The 14,186-nt window shown below is 58.1% G+C and carries 14 protein-coding genes; 8 read left to right on the forward strand and 6 right to left on the reverse strand.

The window, feature by feature from the left end; translation table 11 throughout:
• Positions 1-7 precede the first annotated feature (7 nt).
• Genes EDB94_RS07805 through EDB94_RS07820 form a run of 4 tightly spaced genes read left to right on the forward strand, consistent with a single transcriptional unit; the run spans position 8 to position 5,786 of the window.
• A complete protein-coding gene (locus tag EDB94_RS07805; RefSeq protein WP_108018018.1) occupies positions 8-1,582 on the forward strand; it encodes an NADH-quinone oxidoreductase subunit L in 1,575 nt (524 codons plus the stop codon).
• Positions 1,582-3,969: a YbcC family protein gene (locus EDB94_RS07810; RefSeq protein ID WP_108018019.1), complete on the forward strand. Its 2,388-nt coding sequence runs from the start codon at positions 1,582-1,584 to the stop codon at positions 3,967-3,969. The genes EDB94_RS07805 and EDB94_RS07810 overlap by 1 nt, the downstream gene beginning before the upstream one ends.
• Positions 3,969-4,790 carry a DUF6671 family protein gene (locus tag EDB94_RS07815; protein WP_123499268.1) on the forward strand — a complete coding sequence of 274 codons (822 nt, stop codon included), beginning with the start codon at positions 3,969-3,971 and terminating at the stop codon, positions 4,788-4,790. The genes EDB94_RS07810 and EDB94_RS07815 overlap by 1 nt, the downstream gene beginning before the upstream one ends.
• A 6-nt stretch (positions 4,791-4,796) precedes the next feature.
• Positions 4,797-5,786, forward strand: a complete 990-nt coding sequence (locus EDB94_RS07820; RefSeq protein ID WP_108018021.1) for an L-threonylcarbamoyladenylate synthase — start codon at positions 4,797-4,799, stop codon at positions 5,784-5,786.
• On the opposite strand, the gene nei is transcribed toward EDB94_RS07820, so the two are convergent.
• Positions 5,783-6,625 carry an endonuclease VIII gene (nei, locus tag EDB94_RS07825; RefSeq protein ID WP_108018022.1) on the reverse strand — a complete coding sequence of 281 codons (843 nt, stop codon included), beginning with the start codon at positions 6,623-6,625 and terminating at the stop codon, positions 5,783-5,785. The two genes, EDB94_RS07820 and nei, sit on opposite strands and share 4 nt — an antisense overlap.
• 170 nt (positions 6,626-6,795) lie before the next feature.
• On the opposite strand from nei, the gene EDB94_RS07830 reads away from it, so the two are divergent.
• Complete coding sequence (locus EDB94_RS07830; protein WP_108018023.1) at positions 6,796-7,182, forward strand: hypothetical protein; 387 nt, start codon at positions 6,796-6,798, stop codon at positions 7,180-7,182.
• A gap of 30 nt (positions 7,183-7,212) precedes the next feature.
• On the opposite strand, the gene EDB94_RS07835 is transcribed toward EDB94_RS07830, so the two are convergent.
• Positions 7,213-7,500, reverse strand: coding sequence for a hypothetical protein (locus tag EDB94_RS07835; protein ID WP_041645974.1), 288 nt, complete (start codon positions 7,498-7,500; stop codon positions 7,213-7,215).
• 210 nt (positions 7,501-7,710) lie between these two features.
• Between EDB94_RS07835 and EDB94_RS07840 the strand changes: the two genes are divergently transcribed.
• Positions 7,711-8,103 carry a globin domain-containing protein gene (locus tag EDB94_RS07840; RefSeq protein ID WP_108018024.1) on the forward strand — a complete coding sequence of 131 codons (393 nt, stop codon included), beginning with the start codon at positions 7,711-7,713 and terminating at the stop codon, positions 8,101-8,103.
• A 40-nt stretch (positions 8,104-8,143) separates the two neighbouring features.
• Here the strand turns inward: EDB94_RS07840 and EDB94_RS07845 are convergent, their stop codons facing one another.
• On the reverse strand, positions 8,144-8,791 hold the full coding sequence (locus EDB94_RS07845) for a hypothetical protein (protein ID WP_108018025.1): 648 nt from the start codon (positions 8,789-8,791) through the stop codon (positions 8,144-8,146).
• 130 nt (positions 8,792-8,921) lie between these two features.
• Here EDB94_RS07845 and EDB94_RS07850 point away from each other — a divergent pair, with 130 nt between their 5' ends.
• Positions 8,922-9,872 (forward strand): hypothetical protein, encoded by a 951-nt coding sequence (locus EDB94_RS07850; RefSeq protein WP_146162201.1) that lies wholly within the window; start codon positions 8,922-8,924, stop codon positions 9,870-9,872.
• Between the two features lie 94 nt (positions 9,873-9,966).
• Positions 9,967-10,287: a hypothetical protein gene (locus EDB94_RS07855; protein WP_014579209.1), complete on the forward strand. Its 321-nt coding sequence runs from the start codon at positions 9,967-9,969 to the stop codon at positions 10,285-10,287.
• An 11-nt stretch (positions 10,288-10,298) separates the two neighbouring features.
• Here the strand turns inward: EDB94_RS07855 and EDB94_RS07860 are convergent, their stop codons facing one another.
• From EDB94_RS07860 to EDB94_RS07870, 3 genes are read right to left on the reverse strand one after another with little or no spacing between them, the layout of a single operon-like run.
• Positions 10,299-12,101 (reverse strand): long-chain fatty acid--CoA ligase, encoded by a 1,803-nt coding sequence (locus EDB94_RS07860; protein WP_108018027.1) that lies wholly within the window; start codon positions 12,099-12,101, stop codon positions 10,299-10,301.
• Positions 12,098-12,907: an ABC transporter ATP-binding protein gene (locus EDB94_RS07865; RefSeq protein WP_014579207.1), complete on the reverse strand. Its 810-nt coding sequence runs from the start codon at positions 12,905-12,907 to the stop codon at positions 12,098-12,100. Before EDB94_RS07865 ends, EDB94_RS07860 begins: the two co-directional genes overlap by 4 nt.
• An 8-nt stretch (positions 12,908-12,915) precedes the next feature.
• The gene (locus EDB94_RS07870) at positions 12,916-14,124 is read right to left on the reverse strand and encodes an ABC transporter substrate-binding protein (protein ID WP_062783026.1); all 1,209 of its coding nucleotides are present in this window, start codon (positions 14,122-14,124) and stop codon (positions 12,916-12,918) included.
• Between the last annotated feature and the right edge of the window lie 62 nt (positions 14,125-14,186).

Raw genomic sequence — 14,186 nt, forward strand, 5'->3', positions numbered from 1 at the left:
TCCTCGCATGTTCGATGTTCAGGCGATCGAATCCTTGTTCTCACTGCTGGTACCGGTGCTTTTCGGTGCCGGCGCAGTCGCGACCGGATTGGCAACCAACCAGAGCAACCTTCTCGCACGGTCATTGACCTTCAAGCTTGCCTTTGTATCGGCTTTGGCCGCCGCAATCGGAAGTTGGTGGTGGCCGGTCGATGGCGTCTGGTTCAGTCACGCGCCTCTGGCCTCAATCATGTTGCTGCTGATCACTTTGCTTGGAATGGTGCTGGGACGCTTCTCGGAGAGGTATCTTGCCGGGGATCCCGGCCAGCGCCGTTTCATGATCTGGCTTCAGGTGATCCTCGCCAGCGTGGCCATGATCGCCATCACCAATCATTTGCTGGTGTTCCTCGTCAGCTGGATTGCCATCAGCGTAAGCCTGCACCAGTTGCTGATGTTCTTTCCTGATCGCCCGCGCGCCGCCCTGGCGGCGCACAAAAAATTCATTTTTGCCCGAATTGCGGAGCTCTGCCTGGCACTGGCGTTCCTCCTGCTTTACGTCCAGTACGACACGCCCTTTATTGATCGGATTCTGGTCCAGGTATCCGGTGCAACAGAGGTGCCCGCCGGCGCCCAGATCGCTGCGGTTTTGATGGCTGTGGCTGCTTTGCTCAAATGCGCACAGATGCCTTTCCACGGTTGGCTGATTCAGGTGGTGGAATCACCCACGCCGGTTTCTGCCCTGCTTCACGCCGGCGTTGTAAACCTTGGCGGTTTCCTGATGATTCTGATGGCACCGCTTATTTCCGAAGTAAGCGCTGCCCAGTGGCTTTTGCTTGCCGTGGCAGGCCCCACGGCGGTGTTTGCAAGCCTTGTTATGATGACCCGTATTTCCATCAAGGTAAGGCTGGCCTGGTCAACCTGCTCCCAGATGGGCTGGATGCTGGTTGAGTGCGCTCTGGGGCTGTACGAGCTGGCGCTCCTGCATCTGGTTGCGCATTCCGCGTACAAGGCTCACACCTTCCTGAACGCCGGCAATACCGTTGAGTTGTCGATGAAAAAACGCCTGGTTGCCGTCAATGAGCCCGGGCCAAAACAGTGGCTGGCCGCTGCCGCCCTGGCGGGCCTGTTCATGCTGCCGACTGTTTTCGTATCCAATGAGGCCGGCACGGCGCACATGTTTTCATGGATTGTGCCAGGCATCGCCCTGACGATTCTGCTCTCAGAGTTCCTGTCAGCCGGCGGCGGCGTTCTCACCGTTGCCCGTGGCCTGGTTATTGGTGCTGCCTTCTGGGCACTGTACTGGCTACAGAAAACCTTCTTCGGTTTTCTGCTTGCGCCACCGGAAAGCCAGGCAAGCCTGCTGGAAGTGGTTTTTGTCGCTGCCCTTATCGCAATACTGGTACGCGGCTACTACCAGATTCGCTACCACCGTTTCTCACCCGCAGGCGCCAGGCTTTATCGGTTCCTGTTCGCCGCGGGCTACCTCGATGAGTGGTCCACCCGTCTGACCCTGAAAATATGGCCTGCCAAACTGCCTGATGTCGTTCGGCCGCGAGCCGTGGTCAGCGTCTCTTCAACCTCTGGTTCCAGGGAGTCCGCATAATGTTAGCGTCGAGCCTTAATGCCACCACCGAAGCAACCACCCATACACCAGATTGGCATGCGGCCGTCACCGATGCCTGCGCGCGAATCGCGCCCTCCTGGCCATTGGATCAGATGATCGCCGTGAATCCGTTCTGGGAAATGCGGGACCTGCCATTCACCAGGGTCGCTTCACGCATGGCGGCACTCAATGGCACCTGCTGCCAGAATCAGGCCGCGCTTGCCGGACAGGGCAACGGCTCGGCGGCCGCGGAGACCGCCAGCATGCCCGAACACTGGCAGAATCTGAGCGCCCAGCTGGATCGCAATCGCGACACCGCCCACCAGGTAGGCTGGCAGGATGAAGTTGTGCATCAGATAAGCCAGTTCTGCGGCGACTATTTCCAGCGTCTGGATGCCGGTGATTTCAAGGCGGATGCCCAGGACCTTTACCATAGCTGGCTGCAAATGACCCGGGCTGACCGCGGCATTGCCATTGTTATGGGCGAACCATCCCTGCCCTCGCAGTTTCAGGTGTTACCGGATCAGCATGAAAAACTGATTACCGATGCTCTCGACGCCCTGGCATCACAACCGGACTATGCGCCGGATTACGCCCATGCGCTCCTGCTGGATATCAACGGCTGGTCATCCTGGGCCGCTTACTTGCGGTGGCAAGCGCGACTCAGTGGCCACGAGGAAGACCTGCTGCCGGGTCTCCTGGCCATCCGACTGGCCTGGGAGCTTGCCATATGGCGGCACGTCCAACACGTTGGCGGGGCCATCTTTGCCGAACTGAAACAACGCTGGCTCAAACAGTGGGATGCCTGGCCAGAGATGCTGCAGACCCACGAGCAATCTCAAACGACAGGTTGGCGCCAGCAAACAGAGGCTGAGTCGGCCTACCAGTCACAGATGGCTGAAAAGCTTCTTACCAGTCCTGAAAATCCCTCGTCGGACGATCAGCCGCTCAAGTTACAGGCGGCCTTCTGCATTGATGTTCGGTCGGAGGTCTATCGTCGTGCGCTGGAAGCCCAGAATCCCGCTATCCAGACCCTCGGGTTTGCCGGGTTCTTCGGCCTCCCGATCTCCTATCGACCCAAGGGCACCGGGTTTTGCCGGCCACAATTGCCGGGCTTGCTGGCGCCGGCGCTCGAGGTTACTGAGGCCGAACCCGCCGACAGCTTCAGCCGGCAATCATTAGCCAACCACTCCCACTGGTCACAGTTTTCCAACGCCGGCCCGGCGAGCTTCAGCTTTATCGAGAGCATGGGCCTCGCAGGTCTGGGACGCATGGTTCGCAAAACCTTTTTCGGTAAGTCCTCGGATAACCCGGTCGATCAACTCCATAAGGGACAGACCGAGTTCGAGATCCGCCAGAACGGGACCTTGCTGGGCGCTGCGGAGAAAGCGGAGTTGGCCGGGGGTATTCTTCGGGCCATGACCCTGACGCATAATTTTGCGGCCACCGTTCTCCTTGTCGGGCACGGCAGCAGTACGCGTAACAATCCCCATGCAGCGGGCCTCGACTGCGGCGCCTGCGGCGGACAGACCGGTTCGGTAAACGTTCGCGTACTTGCCGGCATCCTGAACGACAAGGACGTGCGTGCGGCCCTGGCTAAGCAGGGGATTTCGATCCCCTCCGAAACCCGATTCGTGGGGGCACTGCATAACACAACCACCGACGAGGTCGAGTGCTCAGGTGATGTTCCTGACGAGATCCGGGGTTTCCTGGCCAATGCCGGCGCCCAGGCACGTCGTGAACGCGCCCTGCGGCTTGGTATCGCAATCGAGAGCGATGTTGACAGCGCCATCAAAAAGCGCAGCCAGGACTGGTCCGAAGTACGGCCGGAATGGGGGCTTGCCGGCAACGCCAGCTTTATCGTGGCGCCTCGCTCGGCCACGCGACACCTGGATCTGGGTGGCCGCAGTTTCCTCCACGACTACCGCTGGCGCGAGGATGAAGGCTTCAACATCCTCGAACTGATCATGACCGCGCCGATGGTGGTCACCCACTGGATCAACCTCCAGTACTTCATGTCTGTTACCGACAATCTGCATTACGGTAGCGGCAACAAGGTCCTGCACAACGTGGTTGGCGGCCACCTGGGCGTTTTCGAGGGCAACGGCGGCGATTTGCGAATCGGTTTGCCGCTGCAGTCAGTACACGATGGTAAGCGCTGGGTTCACGAGCCCTTGCGCCTGAGCGTTTATCTGGCGGCACCGAGGGAAGCCATTGCCGAGATCGCGCAAAAACACAAAGTTGTGCAGGAACTGATCGATAACGACTGGCTGTACCTGTTCCGGATCGACGATGAGCAGACCTCGATCGAGAGGTTGTACCGCAATGAGTGGCAGCCTGTAGCCACTCGTTCAAGTTCCACCGGCGGTCAAAGCGGAGAGGATTGATGTCGATCTGGGGCGGCCGCTCCGCGGTTTTGCTAACCCGGCACGGCAAGTTGTCCGCCATTGCGCGGCCACTGGAACCGCTCGGGTTGGCGTTAACCTGCGACAGCAGCTTCGACACCGATCGCCTTGGGACCTTTACCCGGGAAACAGAACGTTTCGCCGGTCAAAAGGAAACCGCGCTCGAGAAAGCCAGAATTGCCGCGGCGCAGGGCGAGAATTGTATCGGCCTCGGTAGCGAGGGGGCTTTTGGCGGTGGTCTGTTCTGCATCAATCTGGAGGTCGTTTGCCTGTTTGATCCGGAGCACGGCCTTACCCTCTTTGGCGAGCACAGCGCGCCTTTTGGTCTTGAGCAGGCCAGCATCCGTTCCGTCGAGGACTTGCAGATATTTCTGGATCGATGCCCTGCAGGCCAGGGCCTGGTAATGCGGCCCGAGCATGCCGGGCACCCGGAGATTTACAAAGGGCTGCGCGACCACCAGGAAATGCATACCCTGTTCAGAGCACTCCGGAATGCCTCGCCGTCTGGACAGGTTTTTATCGAGTACGACCTTCGAGCCCATGAGTCGCCTGGCAGAATGGCCAATATTGCACTGGCGGCAGAAAACCTTCGCAACAAAATGGAGAGCCTGTGCCCAGGGTGTTCCCTGCCGGGATTCTGGATAACCGATATTGAGAGAGGCCTGCCATGCAGTGCGTGCGATACGCCGACAGACCGGCCAAGGTCTTTTGTCTGGTCCTGCCACGCCTGCGACCACTCAGAGTCGCGCCCCGCGGAGGCTGTGACAACGGAACCTGATTTTTGCCCAACCTGTAACCCCTGAGACCTTATGCCCGCAACCATCAAGTTAGACGCAACACAATCAGGCGACCTAGAGAAAGCCGCCAGCCTGCTTCTTGCCGGCCACCTTGTCGCTATACCCACCGAAACTGTGTACGGGCTTGCGGCCGATGCCAGCAACGATCAGGCGGTCCGGAAGGTATTCGAGGCGAAACAGCGCCCGGTCGGACACCCGCTGATCGTGCATGTGGCATCACCGGATCGGATCAGTCTCTGGGTCGACCAGATCCCGGAGACTGCCAGGCAGCTGATCCAGGCATTCTGGCCCGGCCCGCTTACGCTGCTACTGCCGAAGAAAAGCGGCGTCAGCGATTTTATTACCGGCGGCAATCCGGGCGTGGCGGTCAGGATGCCGGCGCACCCGGCCACGCTGGCGACCATGCAACGGCTTGGCAGGGAGCTTGTCGCCCCGTCCGCCAATCCCTATGGCAGGATCAGCCCGACCAACGCAGAGCACGTACTCGCGGGACTGTCCGGGAAAATCGAGGCAGTTCTGGACGGGGGGGACTGTTCGGTAGGCATTGAATCCACCATTGTCGATCTGACCGGCGACACGCCAGTTATTGCCAGACCCGGGCAGATCGGCCAGAGCGATATCGAAGCCTGCCTCGGAATCGCGCTCGCCCCGGGCAAAGCGGCCAGCCAGGCCGTACCGGGGAGCGTAAAGCGCCACTACCAGCCGGTCACACCTACCGTTGGCGTGGCCACGGATCGGTTTGCCGGGCTTCTGCCAGAAGTTACACCGGCAGGCGAAAAGATTGGCGTTATCTGGTGGCAGTCTGCCCCGGGCGAGCTGGCTTCCGAGTCCATTATGCTCAGCGCCGATCCGAACGAGTACGCTCGCATGCTCTACACCGCCATGCACGCCATGGACAAGGCGAACGTGGATCGGATCGTGATTGAGCTTCCGCCCCGGGAAAGCCAGTGGCTGGCCGTTCACGATCGGCTAGGACGGGCCTGTACCGAACAATTCACTTAATCCGGCATACCCTGGCACTCAGGGCAATAATACAGGCGCCGGCTGGCCATCATGGTTTTAACAAGACGCGACGCGCAATCGTGGCAGCGTTCGCCATCGCGGTTAAACACCATGTGCCGGCGCTGCCCGAACGTCCATCCTTCCTGTTTGAGCCGCTCTGCACGGTCGGGCGGATTGGTGATGCCCTTTAATCGATAGGTTCGCTGAACCAGAATCAGAATCGCCTCGGCCAATCTCGACTGCTGATCGGCGTCCAGATCACGAGGACGTGCCCGCGGTGAAATCCCCGCCTCAAAGAGGATTTCCGAGCGAAGGTAATTACCGATTCCGGCAACGAACGCCTGGTCCAGCAGCAAACCACTCAGGTTCCGGCCCCGGAACCGCTTGTCATCAAACACCGCCAACAGTTGATCGACGCTGACATCCTGATTGAGAGGGTCCGGCCCCAGGCGTGCCAGATAGGGAACCTCGCTCAATTCATCGGGCCGAACCAGTTGGATGTCGGAGGCGCTGTACAACCGGGCCGCTTTCTTCGGACCGATAATGGCAAATCGCAGTTGCCGGTTTGTACTCGGTTCCCGATCGGGTTTGCCCATGCGCCACTTGCCATACAGCTGGTTATGGCTGTAAACGCACCACGGCCCGTCTTCATCTGTGGCCTCAAAAAACACCAACACGGCTTTGCTCCGCGCTTCCACTTTCTCGACTCTGCGTCCCCGAAGGGCACTTTCGAAAGGTTTCAGGTGTTCAAAGGCAAAAAACACAGATTGAGCTGTCTTGCCGCCAACGGCCTTATGAATATCATCGACCATACGGCGTATTTCGGGACCTTCGGGCATACTCGTTTCCGCTCCTGACCGGTCTATCTGCAATACAGGTGAGCTTTACCCTACGTTGCATCCAGCAATTCGGAGTTGTCGGGTCACAAAGTTTTGTCCGGATCCGGGTAAGCCCTTTGCCCAACCTGCTCGTAGGTTTTGGTGTAGCTAACCCACGAGCAAGGTGAGTCATGAAAGACACCAAGCTGGCCCTGTTCATTGCAGCGATTCTGATTGTGTTGGCGGCGGCGACAAGGGAGCAACCGGCTGCTTCGGAAAACCTGGCGAAGACCCACGTTGTACCTCTGGTATTTGCCGAAGAGCTGGGCGCTGATCAGTGGACACCCTCGATGAAGGAGCGGTTTCTGGAAGACCCGGAGAACCAGATCAGAATGAGTCAGACTGACAGGATATTGAGGGATGGACGTGGCCCCGATGAGTGGTTGCCGGCTTCGGGTCAATGCGATTACATGGGCAGGTTCATGGCGGTAATGGAACGTTACCGGCTCCATCACCGCGAGCCCCAGTGGCGGGGCTGGCAAACCAAACGACAGCGCTGCTACACCCAGTTTCAGTAGACGCAGCCTGCCGTTCCTTAGCTAGGCGGCCTAGCGCTTGTTGTCAGGGCCAATCAGGTCGGAAAGCCGCTCGCGCAGGCTGTCGATGTTGTCTTCACCGCTCTGCTTGAGTTCGTCCAGTTTTTTTCGGCCATCCGAAATTTTATTCTCAACCGAACGCAAGGCATCGGACGTGCTCTGCTGAATATCTGCGCTCGCCTTCTCGTTCTCGGCTTCGGCTTCTTTGGCTTTGGCCTTGGCTTTCAGGGAATCGGCTTGCTTTTCCCATTCTTCCAGCTGGGTTTCGGCCTTTTTGATCAGTTCGTCTTTCAGTGACATAAATGCCTCCATTGCTTTAATGGCGAGTGTTTAACCACATCCTCAAGAACTAGGAGCGGAAACGCAACCCGTAGACCAGCTATATGACTGATTCAGCGACAGTTATTTCGGAAAACCAGTAACAAATTTCAACTGAAAGTGCTCATCGTGCCGAGTATCCTCCCGCCTCGCTTTCATCACCGACAGATCAAGCAAGGACACTTACTGCAAATGAACAAAACGGACCTCGTCTTTCAGAGTTACGGACGCTGCTGCAACCGGGATGCTTTCTTTGTCGACTTTTACGACTTCTTCATGGCCAGCTCGAACATTATCAGGGAACGTTTTGTAAAAACGGATATGGCCGCTCAACGCCACCTGCTACGCAACGGCATCATGCAATTGATCCTGCATGCTCGCGGAATGTCTGACAGAAAACTTAAGGCACTTGGTGAAAGTCATAGCCGCTCACATTACGACATCAAGCCCGAGTGGTATTCCCTCTGGCTGGATTCGCTCCTGAAAACCGTCCGCCTGCATGACCCGGAATACTCACCTGAACTGGATGCTGCGTGGCGTGAGGTTTTGACGCCAGGGATTGATCTGATCCGCGGGGCGTACTGACCGAAAATTCCAATAGTCATAATGTTACTCTGAGCCACTCTTACTTTTCTGGTCCGGATTGGTCCGAGTCGTCAGATTCCGAACTGCCCTTGCGCTCGGGCTGCAATTCCTCTTCAACCCAGCGTCTCACCTGGTGTCGATCTTTCCGGCGCACCAGCTGCTCGCTGTGAATGTTGCGGGGAAAGATCTCGGGCCTTCCTTCATGACTCAGAGAAAAGCTGCGCCGCACACCCACCGGATACTTCGTGGGCCCGTGGATCACGGCGGCCCGGATTTCAACGCCGGTGATATCCTCGAACAGGTAATCGCTTTCGCTTTCTTCACTGCGACGTCCCAGGATGATGTTCCTGAACGAGCCCAGCACCAGATACCCACCGGGCTGTAACGGGCCCTGGCGCAGCACCTGATGCACGTTGGCATCATCCGCGCCGACACGACGATACTCGGTCACCGTCATAATTTTCTCTTCGCCCGCGCGGGTGTAGAGAACCACCTGAACGCACTGCACGTGCACCGTTTCCTTGCCCATGTTCACCAGCAGACACAGGGCATCCGGGTTTTCGTTCTGAGCGTGGTGAATAACAAGGTATGGGCGGTTATTTCGTTTGTACTGTAGGAAAAACAGCTGGAAGTAGACAATCCAGACGATCGCCATGATGGCGCTGCTGACAGGAGCGATGTAATCCATGTATCCGTTCCCTCTCATCCATATCTATCAACACGCTAGCTCGCTTTACCTGATTTTTACACCCCGTTGACGGAGCCTTCCCGAAAACCCTGCGATGATCCTGAATAACAGGATCGATTCGGAGTCGTTTATGGTAACCAGCAAAGCCATGCTGATACTCGGTGTTCTCTTGCTCGCATTGACCGGGTGCAAGGTCACCACCTCTGACAGTCACCATTACCCGGATTCCGGGGCCTTCGTCTCCGGGCTTTTCTACGACGCACGGGATACTGGCAGGCACTACCCTACGAGTCCCTGGTCACTCACCCGCTATACCGAAGCATGCCAAAATGAACCTCTGTATTTCGAAACCCATAGCGGTCGGGTGCGGGTCTATGGCTCGCCGGCCTACAGTGAAACCTCGTTCCGGGCCGTGGCTTCAGAGCTTGAGCGCCGAATCGACGGCGTACTGGCCCGGTTCCAGTTGCGCTGGTCCGAGTTTGTCCAGGACCGCAGCGCCGCAGTTGCCTATCCCCGCCAGGTGATCGGCTGCCTCAGCCCCGAGGTGCCGCACAGCGAGTTCGTGTCTGCCTCGATGGCCGCCGTGGCGTTCAACCCTTACTACGGCCAGTGGCCCTACGAGACAGGAAACATCGTCGCCCACGACCTGGCCCATTTCGTCCAGCAAAACCTGTCACGGTATGACGCCAGTTACAGTCTGCTGCCTTATTGGTTTGCAGAGGGACAGGCCGTTGCTGTGGCAGGAGAGCCAATTGCAGAGGTCTATCAGCACTATGACTACGATCCTCTCTGGGATGTGACTCCCGGTGACACTGCAAACTTCCCCTATCGGTTCGAGCATTACGGGCTGGCCTACCGCTACCTGGAAAAGGCCAATGGCGCCCTCGCGATGACGGTATTACTGGAAATGGTGCAGGTGCTTGACTGGGATGGCGGATTCTATGGTGAGATCAGCACCGGAGAGTCCCGGGCCTTTGTGGAAGCATTCAATTCGGCAAATCTGGTAGACCACAGGAATAACTATCTGAGTTTCCAGAGATTTCGGAGTGACTACCACGACCTTCTGAACAGCAGTTATTAGCCGGCACGGGCATGAACTGGATTAAATCTGTCCAATCAGGGATAATTTCGACCGTTTTTCAACCAGTACTGTTGTCGTTGGGTAGTCTCTGGTCATGACCATTTACAGTGTTCTTCAATTAGTTATTTTTTCTGTCCTGTTGTTTAACACCGTGCACCTGATGCCGGCCTTCGGCCGTCTGCTCAGGGGGGCAGAATCGGCTTTCCAGTCCGGGTATCTGTGCGCCATGCTCACCATGCGCCTGGCCCGCAACATTCTGGGCCTGATCCTGGTCACCGCCAGCACCGCGCCCAACCCGGAAATTCACGCCCTGGTGCCCAAGGGTATCCTGCTGTTCCTGGTTCTGGCACTGATTAACGCCGCCCTGACCCAGTACATGGAACGAATCCGGGTGGAAGAAGGCGCCCGTTTCTAGACGCCTCGCTGTCAGGCGTATAGCGACTCGATCACCTCGGTATATTTCTCGTAGATATTGCTCCGGCGGACTTTCATGGTCGCCGTTACCTCGTCATCGTCGTGGTCCAGTTCCTTGGTCAGCAAGTGGAAGCGTTTGATCTGCGCCACCTGTGGTAGCTGGTCGTTGCCCTTGTTCACTTCTGCCTGGATGAGTTCATTCACCTGAGGCTGCTCGGTCAGGCTCCGGAAGGTGGTGTAGGCAATACGCTCCTGCTCTGCCCACTTGGCTACCGTATCGAAATCAATCTGGATCAGCGCAGACACGTATTTTCTGGCCTCACCGATCACAATGCATTCCTTGATATAGGGACTGGCCTTGATGGTGTTTTCGATCTCCGTTGGTGAAAGATTCTTGCCGCCGGCGGTGATCATGATGTCTTTCAGACGGTCGACGATCTTTAGCTGGCCATCCCGCCATTCACCCACGTCGCCGGTGTGCAGCCAGCCATCCTTCAAAGTTGAAGCCGTGGCCTCGTCGTTCTTGTAATACCCCTTGAACATGCTGCCACCGCGCATGATGATCTCGTTGTGCTCGCCAAGCGTTACCTCCACCCCGGACACAGCCACACCCACCGTTCCCAGGCGCACGTCATCAACGGGTTGCGCCGTGGCAACGCCGGTGCTTTCCGTCTGGCCATATACTTCAACCAGGGGAATCCCGATGGTCCGGAAGAACTCCAGTATGCCGGTTGATATAGGGGCTGCCCCGGTGAGCGCAATGCTGCATCGGCGCAGGCCGATAAAATTCTGCAAGGCGCGCAACACCAGCCAGTAGCTGATGCCATACAGGCATTTTTCCTTCAGGTTCCAGTCTGCGCGGGGTTTCGTGGCCATAGGCGAACAGACCCGGATCGCCCAGTTGAACAACGCCTGCCGCAAGCGCCCGGTCTCCTGAATCTTGATGTAGATGGACGAGTGCAGTTTCTCCCATATCCTCGGCACCCCCAGGAAAAAGGTTGGCGCAATCTCCCGCAAATCCTCCTGAATGGTCCGCAGGCTCTCGCCGAAGCTGACCGTACTGCCTACATAGACCGGTGCAATGTTGGTAAAGGCCTGCTCTGCCACGTGGCAAAGCGGCAGATAGGAAAGGCTGGAGCCGTGTTCGTCCGCCTGCAACAGCTCAATCAGCCCCGGCGCCGCGGCGTGCAGGTTGTGCCAACTGATCATTGCCCCCTTGGGTCGGCCGGTGGACCCGGAGGTATAGATCATCAGGGCGGTGTCATCCATTTTCTGGCTGTCCAGCAATTCATCCACCAGGTTGGGATGCTGCGTTTCGAATTCCCGGCCCCTGGCCTCGATATCCTCGAATGCCGACGGCGGCTCCGGGTAATAGCGCAGGCCCTTCATATCAATGGCAATGCAGTGCTTCAGTTTGGGCAAATCTGGCCAGGCCTCCAGCACCTTGTCGGTCTGTTCCTGATCTTCGCAGATCACAAATTCCGCGTCGCTGTGCTCCAGGACATAGGCCACCTCGTTCCAGGGACTGGTGGGATAGACCCCGACACAGATGCCCTGCACCAGGCCGATGCCCATCTGGCCGATGACCCACTCCGCCCGGTTTTCCGAGATAATGGCCACGTGGCCACCCGGTTCGAGCCCCATGGCACGCAGCCCCAGCCCGAAGTGCCGGGCCCGCCGGTAATAATCCTGCCAGGAATAGGCCTGCCAGATACCGAAGTCCTTCTGGCGCAGGGCCAGGGCGTCCGGCCGCTCCCGGGCGTGGGCCCGGAGCATCTGTGTCAGCGTGAGGTCAGGGATGGAAGGCGTTGTCATGACAGCCACCGTTTACGGCGTTTGTAGTGCTTGATGTCTCGATAACTGCGGGCCTCACCTTCCTTGCCACCCACACCCAGATAGAATTCCTGAACATCTTCATTGGCCGTGAGTTTGTCTGCCGGGCCGTCGATCACGATCTTGCCGTTTTCCATGATGTAACCGTAGGACGCAATCGCCAGTGACACCGCGGCATTCTGTTCCACCAGAAGAATGGCAGTCCCCTGTTCCCGGTTGATTCTGGCCACGATGGTAAAGATCTCTTCCACCAGCAGCGGCGCCAGACCGAGGGAGGGCTCATCGAGCATGATCAGATCCGGCTGTGCAATCAGCGCCCGACCCAGGGCCAACATCTGCTGCTCGCCGCCGGAGAGGTAACCGGCCAACTGCTTGCGGCGCTCCTTCAGTCTCGGGAAATAGTTATAAACCAGCTCATAGCTGTCACTCAGGGACGGCTTACTGCCACTGAGCGCATAGGTGGCGGCAATCAGGTTCTCCTCAACCGTGAGGTCCTCGAACACTCGGCGGCCTTCCATGACATGAAAGAGTCCGTCGCGCACAAGCCGCTCCGGCGGAACGCCTTTTACATCCTTGCCCCTGAAGCGTACTTCGCCGGCCGTGACCTCTCCGTCTTCCAGGGTCAGCAGCCCCGAGACGCTTTTGAGGGTGGTGGATTTACCAGCACCGTTGGAGCCGAGGAGCGCCACAATGGCCCCCTTCGGCACCCGCAGTGACAGGCCCCGAAGGACCTGCACTGACTTGTTGTAGACCACCTCGATATTATCGATTTCCAGTAAGGCTTCCATACAGCCCCTCAGTCGAGGTGGATCCAGTCCGACACCGGCTCATAGCGGCCTTTGTCAGCGTTCACCCGCCAGATACGGCCTACCGGGAAAGACATGTCCCGCACGGTGACCGGAATCCCGATGATACCGCCGGTGTCCCAGTCCTCTATGGAGGCCAGGGCCTCTGCCATGTTGTCCGCGTTCAGCTCCTTGCCGGCATCCAGGGTGCGCTTGATCACTTCGGTCCAGACCATGGCGTTGAACCAGCCCTGGATATACCCGGTGGGACGGTAACCGGCCTCCGGATCACTCTTCTCGGCCTGGGCCCTCAGGGCATCCAGCATCGGGCCACTTTCCTCACTGTCGTAGTAGTTGTAGGGCATGACGCCCATGTAGCCGTCGGCATCCGCGCCCATCTTGTCGATGATCAGCTTGTCGGAGGACCAGAAAGTACCCATGAACTGGGTATCCAGGCCCATCTGGCGCATCTGCACCATGAATTCGTTGATCGGTGACAGCACATAACCGTGGAAGACCACGTAATCGGGGCGCACCCGACGCAGTTTCAGCACCTCGGCAGAGACGTCGACACTGCCGGGCTTGGTGACAATTTCTTCCACCACTTCGATGCCCAACTCGGCAGCGCGGGCCTTGCCATTCTCGATCGGGTCCTTGCCAAATTCGGTATCGCTGTAGACAAACGCCACGTTCGGCATATCGCCGCCTTCACCCTGGGATGCGATGTACTCGAGGATGATGCCGAACATCTGGCTGTAGTTCGGCCCCGGAATGAACTGGTACGGATAGGTTTCGTTGTCGGTCAGCACGGTAGCGAAGGACGCGCCGCTCATAAGCGTGTTGCCCTGGCTGTTGAGCTCCGAGGCGATGGCCTTCATGAAACCGGTGCTGTCGCCGTAATAGGTGGCCGGCGAGCTGCTGCCGGAGATCTTCTTGAAAGCCGCGACCGAACGGTCCACCTCATAGGCAGTGTCTTCCATGACGTATTCCACGGGGTGACCATTGATGCCGCCCTGGCTGTTGATCCAATCGGTGTAGTCGGTGAGACCGGCATGGAGGTGAATACCGGCAAAGGCAAAGACACCGGAAAGCGGTATGGAGCCACCGAACACGATGGGCTCTTTATCCTGAGCCATCGCCGGGGCAGCAACGGTCAGTGCAGCGACCAGGCTACCAAGCCCGGCAAGCCGGCGACCTTTTTCGAGGATGTTTCTGAACATGTTTCTTCTCCTTGCTGCTTCTTGTTGTTGGTGGTGCATGGGTCCCAGGTAGCGAACCCGTT

This window comes from Marinobacter sp. 3-2 (genome assembly GCF_003751355.1).
In the GTDB taxonomy this organism is placed as follows: Bacteria; Pseudomonadota; Gammaproteobacteria; order Pseudomonadales; family Oleiphilaceae; genus Marinobacter; species Marinobacter adhaerens.